Here is a 22100-nt window from a genome sequence, read left to right as displayed (position 1 = left end):
GTCAGGCGGAGGCGGACCCGGATGTCCGCCATCGCGCCGATCCCGCCCCCGTGAGCTGATCGATCGCGACATCGCGTCCGGTCGACACCATCAGCAGAGCGGCGACCGAACCCTCGATGACCGGACCGTCACCGGCCATCCACTCGGTGTCGGTGGCCGCGAGCCGGTAACCGTCGAATCGCTTGCGGGCGTGGGACGGCGCGCGGGTGTGCCAGAGCCGGTCCAGCGCGCATCGCGCGGCGGCGACCGGCACGGTGCGCACGAGTCCCAGCGGTACCGCGATGTCCTGCCCGTGTACCAGAACATCCATGAGCCGATCGTCCGGAGTCGTGCCGGCCGGAGTGGCGCGAGCGCCAACGGTGTCGCGGAGCTCGGCGAGAAGCTGGGCGCTGGTGCGAGTGCCGGCGCGCCGGATGGCGGTATCCCGGATCGCCCGATCGAGATTGCCACGGGCACGCGCCACATTGAACAGCAGCCACCCGATCGTCGGCCGGGACGACAACACCAGATGCGCGACGACATCGCGCACCCGCCAGTCGTCACACAGCGACGGCCGATCCCAATCGCTTTCGGGCAGCGCCGCGAGCATCTCGGCAAGGCTTGCGCGTTCGGCGTCGACCGCCGCCCAGATCTGCTCGGTGGTCATCGATGTAGCGGACATCCGCGTAGCTCCTTCTCCCGGTGCGTGTTCCAGTAGGGTAGGAATTCCAGCCGGGTGGAGGTTCCAGCAATTGTGACCGAGCTCATACGTCGCGATCAGCTGATCGGTATCGGCGAACTGGGCCGCCTGACCGATATACCGGTGCGCACCATCCGCTTCTACTGCGACGAAGGCCTGATCCACCCCCGCCGCAGCACCGGCAACCACCGCCTGTTCGATCAGGCGGCAGTGGACCGGCTGAGGTCGGTGCGCCGCCTGCGCGCACTGGGCCTCGGCCTGACCACGATCACCGCCGTCCTGAACGACGAGGTACCGATCAAGGATGCTCTTGCCGCCGAACAAGCCACGCTGAACGCCGAACTGAACGAACTGCTCTGGCGCCGAGCCTCTTTGGCCGCGGCACACGACGCGTCACCGGCCACCCGAACCGAACGCCTGGACCTACTCACCGCTATGGGTGACCGGCACCGCGCACACGACACTCTCGTCACATTCTGGCGCGCGCAACTGACGGCCGCCCCGGCGACCATGTTCGACGGCTTCGTCACCATGAACATCCCGAATCCACCAGTGAACCCGACCCCCGAGCAGGTGCTCGCTTACGCCGAACTGGTCTGCGCCGCAACCGATCCCGCATTGGCCCCGGCGATCTCGCGCCAGCTGTGGCGATCCGACCCCGCCGCAATCCGTCACCCTCGGCAACTCCTCACCGGACTCGCCGAAGCCTGCGCAGCCGTGGACCCACTCCTCACCGCCGGCATCCCACCCCGGCCGGGACCCGAACTGGACCGCTTCGTCGCCGCCCACGCCACCGCCCGCCGCGAAGCCGACACCCCCGGCTTCCGGCAACGAATCCTGCACAGCGCGAACGATGCCGACCCGCGCATCCGCCGATACTGGACCCTGACCGACAGAACCATTACGACGACAACCACCGGAGCCGCTTTGAATTGGCTGCACCGAGCCTTGGCGCAAATCTGACCGAGAAGCAGATGTGCCACGCCGGAAAACAGCGGTGCACCTGTTCAACGTGGCGCGAGGTCACCTGAGTATCTCATCAACTTCTCTCACCTTGAAAGCACGCTCCATCCACTTGTTGAGTTGGTCGACATCGGTGCAGGACCTGATTCGGTGCTCGTCGCTGGCGCAATACTCTATGTGGAGGAGTCTGAGGATCATCAGGACAACCTCCGCGAGAATCGCGGCCCTGGCTTGGTCGTCGGTCAGGAGTGCGGCTCTGCCGGCGATTCTACCGGCGCTGTGAAGGCCCCGGGCAAAATCGCTCCGGTAGTGCCATTCAGGGTCGCTCAAATTTTCTCCAGAATTCTCGTACGGTACCGCTCGAGGTGCTGATTGGTTTGTGCCGCACCGAGTTACGGTGAATTATTCGAACCGTGCAGCACCCAAGCTGAATATTCGATTCAGCACATCGAAACAACGGTGCCCCGCCGAAGCGTCGGCGAGGCACAGTGTTTCGAGTGGGTGGGTGGTTACGCGAACAGTTCTTCGGCTGTTGCCGCGTCGACGGCACGTGCGACCCACTTGTCGAGTTGGTCGGGGTCAGTGCAGGACCTGATTCGCTGCTCGTCGCTGTCGGAAACCGCTACGTGGCGGTATTTGAGGAACATGAGGATCGCTTCGGCTTTGCCCTCGGCTTTGCCCTCGGCTTTGCCCTCGGCGACGTAGCCCTGCGCGAAGTCGGTCTGGTAGCGATACACGCTGGCAGTCATTTTTTCCCTCCAGAGATTCCGAGCGGGGCCGGTCAATGCGTCGAGGACTCCATCAGCATACGCTTGCGCGCGCTGTGGGGTGGTCGCCGCCAACTTCGCCAGCTCGGTGCCGAGATGATCGAGTGCGGCATTGATATCGGGATCGTTGGCATGCCCTATTGCGGCCAGAACCGCCAGTTCGGGCTCGCCGGTCGTGTCGGTGTACTTGATCTTCAACCTTCGTGGCGTGGTGACCAGAGGCGACCAGAATGATTGCGGCTGGCCGGTGTCTATGCGCATGCGACACTGTTCGGCCGTCGTCTCGGTCGGGCTGACCACCAGCAGAGTGGTGGGACAGCGGTAGCGGTGGCGGATCCGGGCGTGGTACAGCGGCCAGACCCAGCGCTTGTTGGTGTCCGACTTGCGCTGCACCTCGATGACCACAGCCCAGATCGGCGGTCGGTCGGATTGTTCGTGCAAATGGATTATGACGGCGTCGCTTTTGCGGACCGTGGGTTGCGGGGCTATCTCGGTCGCATCCTCGGAACCCGATACCGCGGTCGAGTAGCTCGGCACCTCGACGCCGAGGTACCGCCGGAGGAGTAGCGCCGCCAAATCCGTGTTGGACCGGAAGAGGTGTATCAGGAATTCGTGCTGGAGTGTGTTGGCCACGGCCGGGGACTGTATACCGACTCGGCCGGTTTGCGCCAATTGTATTGTGTGCGAAAGTGTTTGAAACGAAAAAGGCAATTGGGAATGTGTGCGAGCGAATATTCGTGCTGTGCCCACGCGCATCATGAGACGACTGTGCCCCACCGAAATGATCGATGGGGCACCGTCTTTCGGGGAAACCCGCGAGAGTGCGGGATCAGTGTTGCGGAGCCGGAGGGGCGTGCCCGGACTGGATTTCGTTGAATTTCTGAGCGGTGACGGCGAGACCGACCGGGAGGCCGACGGCGACGCTGCCGATCATGCCGCCGAAGGCGGCGGTGGTGGCGGCGCCGGCGAGGCAGCCGCCGATCATGCCGGGGACGGTCAGGGCGGCGGCGGACATCACGGTTGCCATGCTGCCCAGGGTGATCGCGCCGATCGGGCAGCCGACGACGGTGCCGATCAGAGCGCCCGCGGTGCCGCCGACGCCGGCGGCCAGGCCGGTGTAGGCGCCGGCCGCGTGCCAGGCGGCGTTCAGGTTGCCGAGCGGGTCACCCGGGTTGGCGACCGGTTCGGGCGCGGCTGTGCCGGCGGCGATGTCGGTGTTGTTCGCGACCGTTTCCAGGGGGGCGCCGAGCATCGGGACACCGGCGGCGTCCTGCACCGCGACCTGGCCGTCGCGGGTGGTCACCGTGCCCGCGGGAGTGGCGAGGACCGAGGAGCCGTCGGAGGCGGCGCCGGTGAAGGAGACACCGGGGGCCACCTGGACGGTCAGTTTGTCGGTGTCGGTGGACTGGGTGGCGTCGGCGTGGGCGGCGCCACCGGCGACCGTCAGGGCGACGGCGGCGAGCGCGGTCACCGCCACCGTGTGCGTGATGTGCTTCATTGCAGGCTCTTTCGCGGTGGGACTACTGGTTGGTGGTGAGCGGGGCCGAGATCAGGCCCTCGGAGTGCAGGTGGTTGTACTGCTGGCCCGCCGCGTCGGCCAGCGCCGGGAATCCGGTGATCGCGCCGGCGAAGGTGCCGCCGAGACCGCCGAGGGTCACGCCGCCGAGGATGCAGCCGCCGACCACGCCGACCGGGGTCAGCGCACCGGCCGACACCAGGGCGGTGAGGGTGCCGCCGGTGATCGCGCCGAGTGGGCAGCCGATCACCACGCCCGCGGCGGTGCCGAACAGGGTGCCGTCGTGATTGGCGTTGCTGAACGCGCCGGTCAGCGCGCCGACCGCCTTGTCGTATTCGGCCTCGGGGTTCACGGCAGCGGGTCCGGCATCGGGTCTGCCCGGATCGGCGACGGTACCGGCGTCACGGCCCGTGACGGCTTCCGGGTCTGCGACGGTGCCGGGGTCGGCAACCGTGGCCGGGCCGGGGTCGGCAATTGCGAGGGGGCCAGCGTCGGCAATAGCGGCCTGGGTGTCGACGACGGTTACCACGCCGGTGTCGGGAGTGGCGGAGGCCAGGATCGGCGCCGGGGCGGGAGCGGCCGAGGCGGCGCCCATCGCACCGGCCGTGGCGGCGATGGCCAGGGTGGCGATCGCCGTGGCCCGGGAGATGCTGTGCATAACTCCTCATCTCTTTCTTCTCGAGGTTCCCGGTCCGGCACGGCCGGGAAGTTCGGATCGCCCCTTCGCTCGGGAATGCCGGGGGCATCGGGACGCGTCTGTACACCGCCGGATCGCGGGTTCGCGTCGGCGTGCGTGAAAGGAAGTGTGGCGTCAGGGTTTTCGAATATTCGGCTACGACGATTCTGGAAGGGAATCGGGCCGCGCATATCCGGGTCGGCCGTATTCGGTGAAACCGCCGGGACGCCAGGGGAATCGGGGGATCGGACGGTCCGGGAACCGGATCAGTTCCGGCCGCCCATCCGATCCTCGTCGGTCAGGTGTTCCACGGTGATTCCGGTGTCGGTGAAGGTCCGGGTCACATGACCCGAGGTGTACACCCACAGAATGCGCAACGGCGTATCGCCGACATTGCGGAACAGATGCGGCAGCGGCGACGGGATATAGGTGGTGTCGTATCGGGTCAGCCGGGTCACCTCGCCCTCGACCACGACCTCCGCCTCGCCGTCGAGAATCGTGACGTGCTCGTCACAGTTGTGCGAGTGCAGTGGCGCGCCCGACCCGACAGGATAGACACTGATGCCGCTGGTGATTGTGTTCTCGCCGGCCGCGGCGGCCGTGGTCACCAGCGGCGTGGTGACGACCGCGCCGCCGCGGTCCAGCAATGGCACCTCGGCCGCCTTGATGATCACCGTCACGGTTACCGCCTTCCGATTGCGTTCGATGCCGTCCGATGCTAGAGCGGCGCACCTGTACCGAACCGGTGACGGGCATCACCAGTAGTGCAGTCTTACCTTGCACCGATCGATCTGTTTCCCGCGCAATGCCCGGCATACCGTCGTGCCACAGCAACTCACCCGAGTGATCGGGCTCACGACGAAAGGGCACGGACATGAGGCTCCCCATCATCGCCGCCACGGAGATGACCGAGCGGCAGCAGGAGATCGCGTCGCGGATCGCCGGTCGTCGTGGCGCGGTGCGCGGCCCGTTCCGGGTCTGGCTGAACAGCCCCGAACTCTGCGAGAAGGTCGAGGCGCTCGGCGCGTTCTGCCGATTCGAATCCAGCCTTCCGCCGCATCTGCGCGAATTGTCGCTGCTGCTGGCCGCGCGGAACTGGGATGCGCAGTATTCCTGGAACGCGCACGTGGACAAGGCGATCGAATCCGGCGTGCCGGCCGAGGTCGTCGCGGCGATCGCCGAGAAACGGGAGCCGGTCTTCGACAACGCCGCCGATGCCGCGTTCTACCGGTTCGCCACCGAGATTCTGACGAATCATTTCGTGGGTGACGAAACCTTCGCGGCCGCCCTCGCGCATTTCGGTGCGCAGGGTCTGGTCGACACGATCGGCGCGCTCGGCAATTTCACCATGCTCGGCATGTGCCTCAACGCTTTTCAGGTCGATCTGCAGGCCGGCCGCACCCCGCCGTTCCCGGACATCCGCGGCTACGAACGGGTGACCGAGGCCGTCGCGGTCGGAGCGGGAGCGCCGGAATGACCCCGGTGTCCCCCAGCACGCTCGACCGGGAGGACACCGTGACCGCCGCACCCGCGACGACTGCCACACCGGCGACCGATACCGCCGTGGTCCGCCTGCGCGAGGTCTGTAAAAGCTTCGGCGGCGCGGTCGCCCTGAACAACGTCAGTCTCGATCTGTATCCCGGCGAGGTGCACGCGCTGATGGGGATGAACGGCGCGGGCAAATCGACGCTGGTGAAGGTGCTCTCCGGGGTGCACGGTCCGGATTCCGGCCGGATCGAGGTGGCCGGTCGGCCGCAGTCGGCGTGGAGTACCCGCCGCGCGCGGCGTCAAGGTGTGTCGATCGTGCCGCAGCGGCGCGAACTCGTCCTCGGCCTGACCGTCGCGGAGAACATCATGCTCGGCGACCTGCCCACCCGGCGATCCGTGGTGCGCTGGTCGTCGGTGACCGAGATCGCCCGGAACGCCTTGGCGCAGTTGGGGATCGACATCGACGTGACCCGGCCGGCGGGGGAGTTGACCGTCGCCGAGCAGACCATGGTCGAGGTGGCCCGCGAGGTGCGTCGCGGCGGCCGGGTGCTGATCCTGGACGAGCCCACCGCCTGTCTGGGCGCGGCGGCCGCCGCGCAGATCCGCGCGCTGGTGCGCCGGTTGCGCGACAGCGGGGTCGCGGTGGTGTTCATCTCGCACTACATCGACGAGGTGCTGGCGATCGCGGACCGGGTGACCGTGCTGCGGGAGGGCGCCGTGGTCACGAGCTATCCGGTCGGGGCGACCGACGAGGCGGGCCTGGTCCGCGACATGGTCGGCCGCGATGTGGTCTCGGTGCGCCCGGCCCGCGCGCCCGCACGGGACGAGATCGGTTTGCGGATAAGGGATCTGAGCCAGGGCCGGTTCCTGGACGGTTTCGACGTGGACGTGCGCGACGGCGAGATCGTCGCGGTGCTGGGCCCCGCCGGTGACGGCCAGTCGCGGCTGTTCGATCTGTTGTCGGGCCGGCGGCGGCCGGACCGGGGAACCCTGACCGTGGGCGGGAAGCGCGTGCCGCCCGGCCGGGTCGGCCGCTCGCTGGCCAGCGGATTGCGTTGCGTGACAGGCGATCGCCGCCGCCTCGGCCTGGTTCCCGAACTGTCGGTGGACGAGAACCTGGTGCTGGCCGAGGATCGGCTGGCCGGGCGGGTCGTGCAGCGCTGGGACCGGCTGGGCCGCCGCGCCGCCGCACTGCGTGACGAGTACCGGGTGGTCTCGCTGACCAGAAACCCTGCGGTGGACCGGCTTTCCGGTGGCAATCAGCAGAAGGTGTTGCTGGCCAAGTGGTTCGCCACCGAGCCGGCGGCCTGCCTGCTGGAGGACCCGACCAACGGCGTCGACATCGCCGCCATGGCCGAGATCCACACGCTCATCGACCGGCTCGCCGAACGCGGCGCGGCCGTGCTACTGGCCTCCTCGTCCTGCGACGAGGTGATGCGGCTGGCCGACCGCGTGATCATCGTCCGCGACGGGCGGGCGATCGCGGAACACAAGATCGACGACATCACTCGCGACGAGCTGATCGCCGCGGTTCTCGGAGGAGAAGGGGCATGAGCGGTCAAGGGCCGACGGCGGCAGCGGAGCGTAACCATGGAGGCCCTCCGTCCATGCCCGATGGATACAGCGTGAGCATCGGCGCTCAGGTGGGACAGCACGACAACTCCCACACGGGGGAGAGGGCCGCCGCGCCGGGGAAGGGGACCGGCGCGCCGGGGAAGGGGACCGGCGCGGCGGGGAACGGGAGCGGTGAGCCGGGGAAGGGGACCGGCGCGGCGGGCATCGCCGGCCCTCGCCGCCGGCCGTCCCTGCCGCACGTCCCGCACGCGGGCCTGCTGGTGGTCTTGGTCCTGATCGTGGTCTTCGCGGTCACCCAGACCGACGCCTTTCTCACCTCCACCAACCTGATCAACGTGCTGCGGCAGGTCAGCGTGGTCGCGGTGATCGCCGCGGGCCTGACCCTGCTGATGACGGCCGGCGGGATGGACTTCTCGATGGGCAGCAATGTCTCGGTTACCACGGCGGTGGCGGCCCAACTGGTCTCCCACGGACATTCGCCCTGGCTGGCGATCGTCGTGGCGATGGCGTTGTCCATCGCGATCGGCCTGGTCAACGGGCTGGTCGTGACGTACACCGCGGTGGCGCCGTTCGTCGCCACGCTGGCCAGTGCCACCATGCTGGACGGCCTCGCCCTGCTGATCATCAACGGCCTGAGCATCTCCATCGGCACCAGACTGTCCTGGCTGGGCAACGGCAAGACCTTCGGCCTGCCGCACCTGCTGATCGTGGCGGTGATCGTGCTCGCGCTGACCGCATTCGTGATGCGCTACACCAGCTTCGGCCGCGACGCCTTCGCCATCGGCGGCAACGAGGACGTGGCGCGGCTGTCCGGCATCCGGGTCTCGCGCGACAAGCTGCTGCTGTACGCGCTGGCCGGTGGCCTGTCCGGGCTGGCCGGGATCATGCTGCTGTCGCGGCTGGCGGCCTCGAGTCCCGGCACCGGCGGTCTCACCCTGCAATTGACCGCAGTGGCCGCGGTGGTCATCGGCGGCACCTCGCTGGCCGGTGGCAAGGGCAGCATTCCCGGCACCGTGCTCGGCGTGGTGCTGCTCGGCGTGGTCGCGAATGTGCTGAACCTGCTGCAGATTTCGAGCTTCTACCAGCAGATCTCGGTCGGCGCGGTACTGCTCGTCGCCGCGATCGCGAATCTGCTGCAACGCCGCCGGTCCTGAAGTCCCGGCCCGCCCGGAATCCACCGCGGGCCCGAAAACCTCCCGATCCCTTCGTAATTCCCTCCCTGTTCGACCGTGAAAGGCGCAATGATGCCCTCTCCCACCCTGTTCCGTTCCGTCGGCGCGCTCGCGGCCGTCGCGAGTTCGGTCGTCCTGCTCGCCGGCTGCGGTCCGGCCACGAGCGACGGCACCACGCTCGGCTTCGTCAACGGCGCCAACACCGAATTCCACGTCTGCCTGGAGCGGGCGATCAACGCCGAGGCCGGTGCCGAGAACGCGAAGGTGATCTCCGCGAACTCCAATCAGGACCCGGCCAAGGAACTGTCCAACATCGAGGACATGATCTCGCGCAACGTGCGGGCGCTGATCGTGCAGACGGTGAACGTGGACGCGCTGAAGGGTGATATCGACAAGGCAAAGAGTGCGAACATCCCGATCTACCTCACCTCGGTCCTGCCCGGCGACACCGGCAGCATCCTCGGCGCGGCCGTGGTCGACCTGAAGCAGGTCGGCGCGCTCGACGCGGGCTGGGTGGCCGGGGACGCGGGCGGCGCGCCGGCCGAGGCCGCGGTGATCGCCGGCGCCCCGGGCGCCGCGTCCGACCTGCTGGTGGGTGGATTCACGGCGGCGCTGCCGGCGAATGTGAAGGTGGTCGCCACTCAGCCGGGAATGTTCAATCGGTCGAAGGCCCAGGATGTCGCGGAGAACATGATCCAGGCGCATCCGGATCTGAAGTACGCCTTCGTCGCCAACGAGGACATGGCCTTCGGCGCGCAGCAGGCGTTCCGGGCGGCCGGCAAGAACGTGAAGATCGTGACCGTCAACGGCACCGACGAGGGCCTGGCGGCGGTGCGGAGCGGACAGTTCGCCGCCACGGTCGCCAACTCGGCCACCCTGATCGGGCAGACCGCGGTCAAGGACACCCTGGCGTTGCTGAACAAGCAGAACGTGGACAAGGTCGCGCGGATCCCGCTGACGCTGATCACCAAGGACAATCTCGACCAGGCGCTGCAGTACTGCCTGAAGTCCTGATCGGGAGTCGGAAAACCGGTCTCGACCTGGGAAGCTGCGACTTCCTCGAGAACCGGACGAATGTAAACAAAATTGCTCGAAATTAGGGTAGCCTAGTGATCCAGCACACGACCGGCGATCGCTGCGGGTGTGCTGGGCGCGGGTGCCGATCGGGTGGTGTTCGCGTGCTGGAACCGTGGCGGGCACCCTCTCGGGAGGGCATCGTGGCCCGCCGGGAAAGGTGTCATGGATCGTCTGCTCGTCATGCGCAGCTTCGTCACGGTGGCGAAGATCGGAAGTTTCAGCGGTGCCGCCAAGGTCCTCGGATCCTCGGGGTCGCTGATCTCACGGCACGTCGCCGATCTGGAGAAACAAGTGGGCGTGCGGCTGGTGAATCGCACGGCCCGTTCGGTCAGCCTGACCGAACCCGGTGTCCGCTACAGCGCCTTCGCGCAGCGCATTCTCGACGAGCTGGATGCCGAGGACGCGAATATCGCCCATCTGCACGATCGCGCCGAGGGCACCCTGTCGATCATCTGCCCCAAATGGATCGGCGGCCTGGATCTCGGCGACGCCATCGCGGCATTCTCCGTGGCGCATCCCAAGATTCACGTGCGATTCGAACTCGGCGGCATGTCCGACCGCACCTACGATTTTCTGGACAGCGGTTTCGATGTCGCCTTCCACACCCGCGATCTGCGCGATTCCAGTGTGCGACTGAAGAAGATCGCCTCGCTGCCGTTCGTATTGTGCGCCTCGCCGGGATATCTGGACGCGCACGGCAGGCTCACCCACCCCAACGAACTCAACGACCACGACTGCGTGGTGCACGAGAACGCCCCGGTGTGGCGAATCGGCAAGGGACACACCAGCACACTGCACAAGATCCGCAACGTCGTGTTCACCTCGAACTCCTACATCGCCATCCAGAAGGCGGCCGTGCACGGCCGCGGTATCGCGCTGATCCCGCACCGGCCCGCAGTGGAGGATCTGGACACCGGCGCGCTGGAGATCCTGCTGCCGGAGATTCCCATTCCGGAGCGGTCGCTGTACGCGATCTACGGTCCGGCGGCCCAGGCGCCGCGCAAGGTCGAGGTGTTCCTGGAATTCCTCGCCACCTGGTTCTCCGAGAATCCGATCCCGGCGTTCGAGGTCTGATTCCCCCGCCGGCCGCGACCGTCCGGTGGACGCACGACGCAAACAACGATTGCGGTGCGAGGGCTAGGTGACCGTCCGGCGAATTCCTACGATCGAACACGTGCCGATGAATTCGCCGGCACCTCCGCAGGAAGGTTTATCGCGTGGGAATCCAGCGTATCGAGTCCGCGCTCTACAGCGTCGCGGACCTGGACGAGTGCGTGCGTTTCTTCGACGATTTCGGCCTCGACCGCGCCGAGCGGGACGAGACCGGGGTGGTCTTCGAGACGCTCACCGGACAGACGCTGCGCCTGACCACCGCGGCCGATCCGGCGCTGCCGGCGCCGCTGGAACGGACCCCGACCATCCGCGAGGTGGTGTGGGGCGTCGACACCGCCGCCGGCCTGGCGGATCTGGTGGCCGCGGTGGCGGTGGACCGCGCGGTGCGCGAGACCGGCGCCGGTCCGGACACGGTGTACCACTTCGCCGACGAGACCGGCTTCGGCGTCGGCCTCACCCTGGCCCGGCCGCGCGCGCAGGCCCCGGAACCGCGCGCCGCCAACGTGTCCGGGACGGTGACCCGGTGGAACGGCCCGCTGCACAGTGTCGGCCGGGTCCGCCCGCTGCGGATGTGCCATGTGGCGCTGAACATTCCGAAGGCGGGCCGGGAGGCGGCGGTCGCCTTCTACGTCGACCGGCTGCGCTTCCGGCCCACCGACATCGTGAAACCGATGGGGGTGTTCATGCAGGCCGAGGGCGACGACGATCAGCACAACTTCCTGCTGTGCCATCGCCCGGACCGGGCCGGGGTCAACCACATCGCCTACGAGGTACCGGGTTTCGACGACGTGATCGAGGGCGGCAATCACATGATCGAGCGCGGCTGGCAGGAGGCGCGGCGGCTGGGCCGGCACACGGTGGGCTCCAACGTGTTCCGCTTCCTGCACGCCCCCTGTGGTGGCCGGGTCGAATACGCCGCCGATATGGACCGGGTGGACGCCGGTTACGAGACCCGCGTCCACGAAGAGACTCCGCCGCACCACATCTGGGTGCTGCGCACCAACCGCGACAACGCCGATCCGGCGCCGGCGTGACCCGCGCGGCGCTGCGTCCGACGCGAGAGAGAAGTCAGCACATGACCGTTGAGTATCCGCAGTTGCAGTTGTACATCGCCGGCGAGTGGGTCGACGGCGGGACCGGGCAGACCGCGCCGGTGATCGCCCCGGCGACCGAGGAGATCCTCGGCCACGTGCCGCTGGCGACGGCCGCCGACCTGGATCGCGCATTGGCCGCTGCCGCAACCGGTTTCCCGTTGTGGCGGGACACCCCTATCGTCCGCCGGACCGCGATCCTGCGCGCCGCCGCCGAACTGCTGACCCGCCGCGCCGACCGGGTCGCCCGGGTGATGACGCTGGAGCAGGGTAAGCCGTTCGGCGAGGCGCGCGGAGAGGTGCTGCGGGTCGCGGACGCGCTGCGCTGGGACGCCGAGGACGCGCGCCGGCACTACGGCCGGATCATCCCGTCCGAGCCGGGCACCGTGCTGTCGGTGCGGCACGAGCCGATCGGCCCGGTCGCCGCGTTCACGCCGTGGAACTTCCCGGCCGGTTCGCCGATGCGCAAGATCGCGGCCGCGCTGTCGGCCGGCTGCTCGATCGTGATCAAGGCGTCGGAGGAAACCGCCGGTACCGCCGTCGAATTGGTGCGCTGCTTCGCCGAGGCCGGTGTGCCCGAAGGGGTTTTGAACCTGGTGTTCGGTGAGCCGGCCGAGGTGTCGGCCCACCTGATCGCCTCGCCGGTGATCCGGCTGGTCGCCTTCACCGGTTCGGTGCCGGTCGGCAAGCTGCTGGCCGTGCGGGCCGGTCGCGAGATGAAGCCGACGCTGATGGAACTCGGTGGGCACGCGCCGGTCATCGTGGCCGCCGACGCCGACCCGGTCGCCGCCGCCAAGCGGGCCGCGTTCGCGAAATTCGTCAACGCCGGTCAGGTGTGCACCTCGCCGAGTCGATTCCTGGTGCACCACAGCGTGTTCGACGCGTTCACCGACACGTTCGTCGCGGCCGCCGAGGCGGTGGTGGTGGGCGACGGACTCCACGAGGGCGTCACCATGGGCCCGCTGGCCAACGAGCGGCGGCTGAAGGCGATGGACGAATTCGTCGGCGACGCGATCGCGCGCGGCGCGACGGTCCGCACCGGCGGCCACCGCCTGGACCGGCCCGGTTACTTCTTCGCCCCGACCGTGCTCACCGAGGTCCCGCTGGACGCGAAGATCATGGTGGACGAGCCGTTCGGCCCGCTGGCGCCGATCGTGCCGTTCACCGACCTGGACGAGGCGCTGGCGATCGCCAACTCGCTGCCCTACGGCCTGGCCGCCTACGGCTTCACGAATTCCGCGGCCACCGCGGAGCGGCTGGTCACCGGCTTCGAGGCCGGCATCCTCTCGATCAACCACTGCGGCGGCTCGGTGCACGAGGCGCCGTCGGGTGGGGTGAAGGAGAGCGGTCACGGCAAGGAGGGCGGCCCCGAGGGGCTCGAGGCGTACCTCGTCACCAAGCGCGTGTCGCACAAACTGGCGCTCTGAGGTACGAGATGCGTTATTGCCGTGTGGAAGTCGACGGCCGGCCGATGTCCGGCCGGGTGGACGCCGACCGGATCGTGCTGCTGGACCGCTCCCCGCTGGACGGCGCGCCGGCCGAGATCGGCGTCACCGTCGCGCTGGACACCGCGGTATTCCTGCCGCCGGTCATCCCGCCGGTGTTCTACGCCGTCGGCCTGAACTACAAGAGTCACATCGAACACGCGCTGGAGCACGGCTACCCGGCCGCCGCCGTGCCGCAACGGCCCGAGGTCGGCTACCGCGCGCAGAACGCGCTCACCGGCCACCGCGCCCCGATCGTGAAACCCGTTGACGTACAGGGGCGTTTCGAGGCGGAGGGGGAGGTGGTCGCGGTGATCGGCCGCCCCCTGCGCCGCGCCTCCTATGACGAGGCGCGCGACGCGATCTTCGGCTGGACCATCGGCAACGACGTGAGCGCGCGGGAATGGCAGCACGCCGACCGCTCGTTCTGGCGCAGCAAGAACGCCGACACCTTCAAGCCGATGGGGCCGTGGATCGAGACCGAGGTCGACCCGCTCGCCCAGACCACCACCATCCGCGTCGATGGTGGCGTCGAGGTCGAATTCCCTACCGGGGCAATGATCTTCGACCCGTACGAATACCTCGTCGAAACCTCGCGGTACATCACGCTGCAACCCGGCGACGTGCTCTGGATGGGTGCCGACGGCACCTGTCAGCTGAATCCCGGCGCCACCGTGGACGTCGAGGTGAGCGGGATCGGCATTCTGTCCAATCCCGTTGTCGCAGAAGAGAATATCGACACAGAAAGGTGCCGACCGTGACCGATGATGCCACCGTCGCCGAAACGACCGCGGTCGAGCCCAACGGCAGGATCCGGTACATCCACCACGTCAACTTCCCGACCACCGACATCCAGCGCACCAAACAGTGGTACTCGAAGGTGTTCGGGTTCAAGGGGATCATCCCCAAGAGCAACACCCGGGTGCTGCTGATGACCCTCGGCACCTTCGATCTGCACTTCACCCCGGTGGAGGAGATGGACCGGATGGCGCCGTACCACTTCGCCGTCGAGGTCGACGACTGGGACGGATTTCTGGCCCACCTGAAGCAGATCGGCGTCCGGCACACCCGCCCGGTGCGGCGGCCGGAGAACAACTCGCTGTTCTGCTACATCCACGATCCCGACCACACCATGATCGAGCTGGTCTACCACGCCAACCGTCCGGAATGAATCGGTAACGGCCACAAGGAGAATCAACATGCCGAAAGTCGTCACCCCGGACGGCACCAGTATCTACTACGAACGCCACGGCGCGGGCCCGGTGCTGTTCTTCGTACAGGGATCCGGTGGCCACCACGCGATCTGGTACCAGCAGGTGGTCGAACTGCGCGAGCGCTACACCGTCGTCACCATCGATCTGCGCGGATTCGGTAACTCCGACAAGTCGATGGCGGGTTTCGACGGCCAGGACTTCCCCGGCGACATCGTCGCCGTGCTGGAGGCCGAGGATCTGCGCGATGTCGTGCTGATCGGCCAGTCCGTCGGTTCGGTGGCCGCGCTGAAGGCCGCGCTCCTGCGCCCGGAGCGGGTATCCGGCGTCGTGCTCGGACATTCGCTCGGCGGCATCCAGCATCCGGAACTATCGGAACTCGTTGCGGCGCAACGGGCCGAGGCCGACAAGCTGCCGGTGATCGACCGGCTGATGAGCAAGCGCTTCCAGGAGAACGAGCGCGCGAAGCTGTTCCTGTTCCAGCAGATGGGCACCTTCAACGTCGCGACCATGGCCGATCTGCGCAACCTGTCGGCCAACGGCCCGAGCCTCGACGAGATCGCCGCCTCCGGTCTGGACATCACCTTCCTGGCCGGCGACCAGGACGCGGTGCTGTGGCCGCAGACCGTCCGCCGCGCACACGAACTGCTGCCCGGCTCGCGGCTGACGATCGTCCCCGGCGGCCCGCACTCGATGTACTGGGAACGCCCGGACCTGTACAACGCCGCCGTCGTCCGCATCCGGGAAGCCGTCTCACAGAAGGTGACCGCACACCGATGACGAAACTCACCACCGCCGAGGTCGACCTGATCATGGCCGAGACCGTGAAACGCGGTGCGGCGCTGGGCAAGGCGCTCAGCATCGCCGTGGTCGACGCGGGCGGCTACATCCTCCAGGTCAAGCGCACCGACGGCGCCCGGGTACTGACCCCCGGCATCGCCATCTCCAAGGCGCACAGCGCCGCGGTGATGGAGCGCCCCACTCGCAACCTGCACGCCTGGGCAGAGTCGAATCCCGGTTTCTTCGACAAGCTTTCGCACCTGAGCCTGTACCCGATCGTCGCGACCGAGGGCGGGGTCACGATCAAGCGCGACGGCGAAGTGCTCGGCGGCCTCGGGATCTCCGGCGGCACCCCCGACGAGGACGAGACCACCTGCAACGAGGTGCTCGAGGCGCTCGGCTACGAACTGGTCTTCCGCGCCTGGGGACAGTCGGCGCAGCAGATCGACGAGCAGGGGGAGGCGAAGTAATGGCCGACACCTACAAATTCCGAATCGACCACCACGGCAGCCTGATTCGCCCCGCGGAGTTGCTCGCCGCCCGCGCCCGCTACGAGGCGCGCGAAATCGGCGACGGCGACCTGCGTTCCGTCGAGGACCACGCGATCGCGGACGCGGTCCGGTTGCAGCGCTCGGTCTGGTTGTCGGTGATCACCGACGGCGATTTCCGGCGCGAGGACTTCCGCGGCGCGATCCTGGACACCGTCGGCGGCTTCCGTCGCGGTGACGACACCGACCAGCACGGCTACCGCCGCTGGACCGCCGTCGGCACCCCCCGGTCCGCGGGACCGGCCGACGATGTCGCCGCCCTCGCCGCCCTGGCGGTGGCCCCCGGCCCCGGCGTGGCGACCCCGGTCAAGGTCACCCTGCCGTCGCCGGCCTTCCTGGCCGCCCGCACCTTCGACCCGGAGCACCCGGGCCCGTGGGGGAGCGCCCAGGAGCTCGGCGAGGCACTGGCGGCGATCGTCCGCGCCGAGATCGAAGCGGTGATCGCCAACGGCGCCAAGCTGATTCAGCTGAACAACCCGGCATACGCCCGCGCCCTGTTCGCCCGAGGCACCGACACCCTCCCCCTCGACGACGCGATAGCCGTCGACACCCTCGCGGTGCGCCTCGACGCCAAACCGGCGGACGTCCGCATCGGCCTGAACCCGACCCACCGCGCGGCGGACCCGGTCGACAAGGCGGTCGCCGAGCGGTTGTTCGCCGAACTCCCGGTGGACCGCTGGGTGCTGCCCTACCACGCCGGCACCGACGCCGAGACGGACCTGCTGCGCGCGGTGCCCGCCGACCGTGACGCCTGCCTGGGCATCGTCGACGCCGAGAACCCCGAACTGGAGGACGTCGACGACATCATGCGCCGCATCGATATTGCCGCCGATCTGAAGGATGTCGAGGACCTCGCGGTCAGCCCCAACCGCGGCTTCGCCGACGTCGCCGCGACCCCCCGCCTCACCGCGGAAGAGCAGCGCCGCAAGCTGATTCACGTCGAAACCATCGCGCGCATGACCTGGGGCAACGAGCTCTAGGAACGGACGCCCCGGGCCCGACGCGCATCCTCGGGGCGGCCTCGCCGCGACTCGTGCCGCCCATCGGCCGCGGTCCGGCCGGACCGGCTGCGCGGCAGATGCTCGTGCCGCGATCTGCGGTTGTGCCGGGCGGGTTCGTGCTGCGCGAGCCCGGTCTCGCCTGGACCGGGCTCGCGCGGTAGCCGACCGTCCCGGACGGCATGGTCAAGGGGGCCGAGAGGGGCCGCGATCGACCGATCGCGGCCACTCTTCCATTCCGCCGCGATCCCTTCCGGATAACAGCTGAGCACGCCATCCGCGGAATGTCCCGGAAAGTCGGTATCGTCCCCTCCTGATCGGACGGTGGATACGCCGGAAACCGGTCGGCGGCACGAGAAATTGGCGGCGGAATCCACGACGGAGGTGCGTCCCGATGGGCTTGGCGAACGCGATCGACTGGCCGGCGGAATATCTACCCGGCCTGACCGACAATTTCGTGTCCAACGAGATTATCGTGGCGGGCCCCACGGCCGCCGACATCTGGCCGTATCTGGCCGACACTACGAAATGGCACACCTATTACGACAACGCCTCCGACATCACCTTCCCCGACGGCGGCGGCCCGATCCTCACCGAAGGCCTGCGATTCTCCTTCGCCACCTTCGGTTTCCCGCCCTTGGACGCCCGGGTCACCGAATGCGTCCCCCCGGCTCCCGCCACCCCCGCCCGCCTGGCCTGGACCGCCCATCAGGACGGCCCGCCCGAATCCCGTCTGGACGTCCTGCACGCCTGGCTCCTGGAGGACCTCCCCGGCGGCCGCGTCCGCATCCTCACCCAGGAATCCCAAAAAGGCGCCCCCGCAGCCGAATTGGCCCGGCAACACCCCAACCCCATGCTCAACGGCCACCAGGACTGGGTCGACGGCCTGATCCGCGCCGCCACCGGTGCGACCGCGGTCAGATAGCGTCGAGATCGGCGAACGGCACAACGACTTCGAACGGGTCGCTCAGACAGAGCGTGTCCTGATGAGTCGCCACGAGCCGATACGTATTGCTCGCCCGATCGAGCCGGTGCTCCTGAATGATCTTCGCCTTGCGCTCGGTGTCGAGATGGACGACGAGGTAGATCGGAATACCCTCGTCGGCGTATTCAGCTACCTTGTCGACCGTTTCGACATAACCGAATCCCGGCGAGACGACCTCGGCGACGAGCAGGACCTCGGAGGTGATGAGGTCGCGATCGTCGTGAAAGCACTGGTGCAGAGCCACAGCCGGTCGGCGGAACGAGAAACTCCGGCCGGTCGGCCGATCCCGGCGGAAGTGCATCTCGAAATCGGTCACCACTCGAGTGCGCAGTTCGGTCGGTCGGTTCGCGTCCAGGGCCTGTGCCAGACGTCGGGCCACAATACTGTGCTCGACTTCGCCTCGGCGGCAGAACATTACGTGCCCGTCGATCACTTCCAGCGACCTGCGGGTCTCCTCGGGGAGTGCCGCGTAGATCTCCTCGGTGAGCCGCAGCGACGCGGAGTCGGTGGTCCACACCGGCAGGGCGGTCATGGCGGGAGCATAACGTGCCGGGTTGAAGGCGACTGCGAGCTGCAGGGTGTACGGGACCGCCACAGCCGGCCGTGCTGTGACGGCGCCTGCGGGCCGATGTGCTGCGACGCGGCTCAGTCCAGCACGCTCCCGAAGCTCACCACTCGCTCGGTCAGGCGGGGGAATATCGTGCCGAGAATGTGTTCGGCGAAGTGTGGTGTGTTCTTGTGGGCCTCGAATCCGGATTCGTCGGCATATTGTTCGTAGATGGTGAATATCGCCGGGTCGGCCGGGTCGGTGTGCAGTATGTAGAGTAGGTTTCCCGGTTCCCGCAAGGTATGTGTGCGCATTTTTTCCAGCGCGGCACGGACTACTGCGGTATCCTCGGGCGCCACTCGGTAGCGGGCGATCACGGCATAGGGCACGGATACTCCTTCGTCGAACGTGCGATCCTCGCCGATTCCATCACGGCGGGAGCCGAATACAGGGTGCGGAGCCTGCAAGCAATGGATGCTCCCCGGACCGTGGTGGATACCGGACACGGTTTCTTATCGTGACCCGACGATGCGTGCTTCCCGCGTATTCATCCCGACGAGTTTCCGAAGGAGCGGCGATGCCCGTGCAGTCCGTGGAGTCGAACCGGACCTTGATCGGTGGGCAGTGGGTCGGGGCGGAGGACGGGATCGACGTGTTCGATCCGACCGACGTGCGGACGCCGATCGCGCGAATTCCGGCGCTCACCGTCGATGACGTGCGCGCCGCCTACGATGCCGCCGAGCGTGGCTTCGCGGTGTGGAAGGCGACCTCGCCGTTCGAGCGGGCGAAGGTGCTCATCCGGGCCGCGGGGCTGCTGCGGGAGCGGACCGGGGAGATCGCCGCCGACGTCACCGCCGAGAACGGGAAGACGCGCGCCGAAGCCACCGGTGAGGTAGGCAAGGCCGCGGATTTCCTGGAGTATTTCGCGGGGATCGCGCGGGCCGGGTACGGCACGCTGCTGCACGACGCGCGGCCGGACACCAAGGCGGGTTTCCAGCGGGAGCCGATCGGCGTGGTGCTGGCTATCACGCCGTGGAACGATCCGCTGATCACCCCGGCCCGGAAGCTGGCGCCCGCGCTGGCGGCCGGGAATGCCGCGGTGTTCAAGCCCGCCACCGAAACCCCTTTGTCCGGACTGCATTTCGCGCGGGCGCTGCACGACGCCGGGCTGCCCGCCGGCGTACTCAACGTGATCACCGGCCGCACTTCGCAATTGGCGGACGCGCTGCTGGACGATCCGCGGATCGCGGCGGTCACCTTCACCGGCAGCAATGCGGTGGGGGAGGCGTTACGGGTCCGGGTGGCCGCGCGCAACGTGCGATTCCAGGGTGAACTCGGCGGCAAGAACGCCTCGGTGGTGCTCGCCGACGCCGATCTGGAGTATGCCGCGACGACCGTCGTGGCGGCGGCGTTCGGGCAGGCCGGGCAGCGCTGCACCGCCACCAGCCGGGTGCTGGTGGAGCGGGCGGTGCACGATCGGTTCGCGGAACTGCTGCGCGAGCGGGTGGCGGCGCTGCGGGTCGGTCCCGGCTCCGCACCGGACACCGTGGTCGGACCGCTCACCAGTGCGGGACACCGCGACGGGGTGCTGGCCGCGATCGACAAGGCGGTCGACCAGGGCGCCCGGATCGATGTCGGCGGTACCGTGCCCGCGGACGACGCGCTCGCGCACGGCTGCTACGTGGTCCCGACCCTGCTCTCCGATGTCACCGCCGAGATGGACGTGTGGCGCGAGGAGGTGTTCGGCCCGGTGCTGGCACTGTGCCCGGTCGATGATCTGGACCAGGCCATCGCGGCGGTCAACGATTCCGATTTCGGTTTGGCCGCAGCGGTTTTCACCACCGGTCTGGCGGCCGCGCACCGGTTCGTCGACGAGGTGGAGACCGGGCAGGTGGCGGTCAACACCACCACCCCCGGCTGGGATGTGCACATGCCGTTCGGCGGATTCCGCGATTCCGGATCCCCGTTCAAGGAGCAGGGCGAGGAGGTATTGCGCTTCTACACCCGCGTGAAGACCTTCGCGATTCATTTCTGACCGCAGGAGCGGGTATGTCCCGGCCGTTCCGGGAGAATCCTGCCGAGTCGGAGAAATGTGGCGAGAGAGGACAACGTTTCATGGCTGAGGAAACCATCGGCATCATCGGCGCGGGCATCGTGGGCCTGGCGATCGGCCGGGAATTGACCCGGCGCCGGCCCGGCGCGCGGATCGTGATCGTGGAGAAGGAGGATCGGGTCGCGGTCCATCAGACCGGTCACAATTCCGGTGTCGTGCACGCCGGAATCTATTACACCCCTGGTAGTTTGAAGGCGACGCTGTGCAGCCGGGGGCGGGACCTGTTGCGCGAGTATTGCGCCGCGCGGGAGTTGCCCTACGACGAGGTCGGCAAACTGGTGGTTGCGATCGACGAGGACGACGTGGCCCGCATGGACGCGCTCGCCGATCGCGCGGGTGCCAACGCGGTGCCCGGCCTGCGCCGCGTCGGCGCCGCCGAGATCCGCGAGATCGAGCCGCACGCAACGGGTTTGGCGGCGTTGTACTCGCCGCACACGGCGATCACCGACTACACCCGGATCGCCGAGGCGTTCGCCGAGGACATCCGGCGGGCCGGCGGGGAGGTGCGACTCGGGTTCGAGGTGACCGGGATCCGCAACGTCCCCAACGGTTTACAGATCGCCTCGGCCACCGACGTGGTCCACGTGAACAGCCTGATCGTCTGCGCGGGCCTGCACAGCGACGCCGTCGCCGGCCTGGCCGGCGACACCCCGGGCCCTCGCATCATCCCGTTCCGCGGCGAGTACATGCTGCTGAAACCGGAGAAGGAGGCCATGATTCGCGGCCTGATCTATCCGGTGCCGGACCCGCGCTACCCGTTCCTCGGCGTCCATTTCACCCGCCGGGTCTCGGGCGAGGTGGAGGTGGGGCCGAACGCGGTGCTCGCCTACGCCCGCGAGGGCTATCGGCGGTCCACGGTGTCGGCGCGCGATCTGGCCGGTATCGCGGCCTGGCCCGGTTTCTGGCGAATGGCCCGGCAGCACTGGCTGACCGGTATCAGGGAAATGTACGGCTCGTTCTCGATGCGGGCCTACATGAAAGGCGCGCGGAAATACGTCCCGGAGATCGGCGTCCGCGACGTCGTGCGCGGCGGCGCGGGCGTGCGCGCCCAGGCGCTCGACGCCGACGGGTCGCTGGTGGACGATTTCCGCATCCATCGGCTCGGCCCCCTCACCGCCGTCCGTAATGCGCCGTCGCCCGCGGCCACCTCGTGCATGGCGATCGCGGAATACGTGGTCGACGTCATCGACGGCAAGAAAATACCCGCATAACGCGCAACAACCGTTTGCATTCCGCGGACTCCACGGCCGGTATTTTTCCGGCTAACGTCCGAATTGCCGCCGAAGCGAATTCATTCGGTCCCGGCAAGAGCCCGAC

Annotated in this window: 24 protein-coding genes; 16 read left to right on the top strand and 8 right to left on the bottom strand. The window is 68.1% G+C overall.

The window, feature by feature from the left end:
- Position 1: 1 nt before the first annotated feature.
- Positions 2–661: a maleylpyruvate isomerase family mycothiol-dependent enzyme gene (locus tag NRB56_RS16105; protein WP_153342864.1), complete on the bottom strand. Its 660-nt coding sequence runs from the start codon at positions 659–661 to the stop codon at positions 2–4.
- Between the two features lie 72 nt (positions 662–733).
- Here NRB56_RS16105 and NRB56_RS16100 point away from each other — a divergent pair, with 72 nt between their 5' ends.
- Positions 734–1642, top strand: coding sequence for a MerR family transcriptional regulator (locus NRB56_RS16100; protein ID WP_153342861.1), 909 nt, complete (start codon positions 734–736; stop codon positions 1640–1642).
- 60 nt (positions 1643–1702) lie between these two features.
- Here the strand turns inward: NRB56_RS16100 and NRB56_RS16095 are convergent, their stop codons facing one another.
- The 5 genes from NRB56_RS16095 to NRB56_RS16075 form a co-directional block, all read right to left on the bottom strand.
- Positions 1703–1972, bottom strand: a complete 270-nt coding sequence (locus NRB56_RS16095) for a hypothetical protein (RefSeq protein WP_153342859.1) — start codon at positions 1970–1972, stop codon at positions 1703–1705.
- A gap of 179 nt (positions 1973–2151) precedes the next feature.
- On the bottom strand, positions 2152–3042 hold the full coding sequence (locus tag NRB56_RS16090) for a hypothetical protein (RefSeq protein WP_153342857.1): 891 nt from the start codon (positions 3040–3042) through the stop codon (positions 2152–2154).
- 196 nt (positions 3043–3238) lie between these two features.
- Positions 3239–3907, bottom strand: a complete 669-nt coding sequence (locus tag NRB56_RS16085; RefSeq protein WP_153342855.1) for a hypothetical protein — start codon at positions 3905–3907, stop codon at positions 3239–3241.
- Positions 3908–3929: 22 nt separating this feature from the next.
- Positions 3930–4583 carry a hypothetical protein gene (locus NRB56_RS16080; RefSeq protein ID WP_153342853.1) on the bottom strand — a complete coding sequence of 218 codons (654 nt, stop codon included), beginning with the start codon at positions 4581–4583 and terminating at the stop codon, positions 3930–3932.
- A 284-nt stretch (positions 4584–4867) separates the two neighbouring features.
- The gene (locus NRB56_RS16075; RefSeq protein ID WP_319943065.1) at positions 4868–5281 is read right to left on the bottom strand and encodes a cupin domain-containing protein; all 414 of its coding nucleotides are present in this window, start codon (positions 5279–5281) and stop codon (positions 4868–4870) included.
- 194 nt (positions 5282–5475) lie between these two features.
- On the opposite strand from NRB56_RS16075, the gene NRB56_RS16070 reads away from it, so the two are divergent.
- The 13 genes from NRB56_RS16070 (at position 5476) to NRB56_RS16010 (ending at position 18063) form a co-directional block, all read left to right on the top strand.
- Entirely contained in the window at positions 5476–6078 is a 603-nt protein-coding gene (locus NRB56_RS16070) for a carboxymuconolactone decarboxylase family protein (RefSeq protein WP_153342851.1), read from the top strand.
- Positions 6075–7643 (top strand): sugar ABC transporter ATP-binding protein, encoded by a 1569-nt coding sequence (locus NRB56_RS16065; RefSeq protein WP_153342849.1) that lies wholly within the window; start codon positions 6075–6077, stop codon positions 7641–7643. Before NRB56_RS16070 ends, NRB56_RS16065 begins: the two co-directional genes overlap by 4 nt.
- Positions 7644–7714: 71 nt before the next feature.
- Positions 7715–8818, top strand: coding sequence for an ABC transporter permease (locus NRB56_RS16060; protein ID WP_319943064.1), 1104 nt, complete (start codon positions 7715–7717; stop codon positions 8816–8818).
- Between the two features lie 90 nt (positions 8819–8908).
- A complete protein-coding gene (locus NRB56_RS16055) occupies positions 8909–9850 on the top strand; it encodes a sugar ABC transporter substrate-binding protein (protein ID WP_227837763.1) in 942 nt (313 codons plus the stop codon).
- A 225-nt stretch (positions 9851–10075) separates the two neighbouring features.
- Positions 10076–10987, top strand: a complete 912-nt coding sequence (locus NRB56_RS16050) for a LysR family transcriptional regulator (RefSeq protein ID WP_153342846.1) — start codon at positions 10076–10078, stop codon at positions 10985–10987.
- Between the two features lie 143 nt (positions 10988–11130).
- The gene (locus NRB56_RS16045; RefSeq protein ID WP_319943063.1) at positions 11131–12060 is read left to right on the top strand and encodes a VOC family protein; all 930 of its coding nucleotides are present in this window, start codon (positions 11131–11133) and stop codon (positions 12058–12060) included.
- Positions 12061–12101: 41 nt separating this feature from the next.
- Positions 12102–13544 (top strand): NAD-dependent succinate-semialdehyde dehydrogenase, encoded by a 1443-nt coding sequence (locus tag NRB56_RS16040; protein ID WP_153342844.1) that lies wholly within the window; start codon positions 12102–12104, stop codon positions 13542–13544.
- Positions 13545–13552: 8 nt separating this feature from the next.
- Positions 13553–14362 carry a fumarylacetoacetate hydrolase family protein gene (locus NRB56_RS16035; protein WP_227837761.1) on the top strand — a complete coding sequence of 270 codons (810 nt, stop codon included), beginning with the start codon at positions 13553–13555 and terminating at the stop codon, positions 14360–14362.
- Positions 14359–14772 (top strand): VOC family protein, encoded by a 414-nt coding sequence (locus tag NRB56_RS16030; protein ID WP_319943062.1) that lies wholly within the window; start codon positions 14359–14361, stop codon positions 14770–14772. Before NRB56_RS16035 ends, NRB56_RS16030 begins: the two co-directional genes overlap by 4 nt.
- 28 nt (positions 14773–14800) lie before the next feature.
- Complete coding sequence (locus tag NRB56_RS16025) at positions 14801–15592, top strand: alpha/beta fold hydrolase (protein WP_153342842.1); 792 nt, start codon at positions 14801–14803, stop codon at positions 15590–15592.
- On the top strand, positions 15589–16062 hold the full coding sequence (locus tag NRB56_RS16020) for a GlcG/HbpS family heme-binding protein (protein WP_153342840.1): 474 nt from the start codon (positions 15589–15591) through the stop codon (positions 16060–16062). Before NRB56_RS16025 ends, NRB56_RS16020 begins: the two co-directional genes overlap by 4 nt.
- Positions 16062–17120, top strand: a complete 1059-nt coding sequence (locus tag NRB56_RS16015) for a uroporphyrinogen decarboxylase/cobalamine-independent methonine synthase family protein (RefSeq protein WP_153342838.1) — start codon at positions 16062–16064, stop codon at positions 17118–17120. The genes NRB56_RS16020 and NRB56_RS16015 overlap by 1 nt, the downstream gene beginning before the upstream one ends.
- A 412-nt stretch (positions 17121–17532) precedes the next feature.
- Positions 17533–18063, top strand: a complete 531-nt coding sequence (locus NRB56_RS16010; protein WP_153342836.1) for an SRPBCC domain-containing protein — start codon at positions 17533–17535, stop codon at positions 18061–18063.
- Here the strand turns inward: NRB56_RS16010 and NRB56_RS16005 are convergent.
- Both NRB56_RS16005 and NRB56_RS16000 read right to left on the bottom strand, forming a co-directional pair.
- Complete coding sequence (locus tag NRB56_RS16005) at positions 18056–18655, bottom strand: Uma2 family endonuclease (RefSeq protein WP_153342835.1); 600 nt, start codon at positions 18653–18655, stop codon at positions 18056–18058. The genes NRB56_RS16010 and NRB56_RS16005 overlap by 8 nt on opposite strands.
- Before the next feature lie 113 nt (positions 18656–18768).
- Positions 18769–19176, bottom strand: a complete 408-nt coding sequence (locus NRB56_RS16000) for a putative quinol monooxygenase (RefSeq protein WP_319943061.1) — start codon at positions 19174–19176, stop codon at positions 18769–18771.
- A 71-nt stretch (positions 19177–19247) separates the two neighbouring features.
- On the opposite strand from NRB56_RS16000, the gene NRB56_RS15995 reads away from it, so the two are divergent.
- Together NRB56_RS15995 and lhgO are read left to right on the top strand one after the other, a co-directional pair.
- On the top strand, positions 19248–20705 hold the full coding sequence (locus tag NRB56_RS15995; RefSeq protein WP_153342833.1) for an aldehyde dehydrogenase family protein: 1458 nt from the start codon (positions 19248–19250) through the stop codon (positions 20703–20705).
- An 80-nt stretch (positions 20706–20785) separates the two neighbouring features.
- A complete protein-coding gene (gene lhgO, locus NRB56_RS15990; RefSeq protein ID WP_153342831.1) occupies positions 20786–21994 on the top strand; it encodes an L-2-hydroxyglutarate oxidase in 1209 nt (402 codons plus the stop codon).
- Positions 21995–22100 lie beyond the last annotated feature (106 nt).

Source organism: Nocardia aurantia, from assembly GCF_009604425.1.
Classification (GTDB): Bacteria; Actinomycetota; Actinomycetes; order Mycobacteriales; family Mycobacteriaceae; genus Nocardia; species Nocardia aurantia.
The sequence above is the reverse complement of the archived record's forward strand: the minus strand, read 5'-3'. Positions and strand labels throughout refer to the sequence as shown.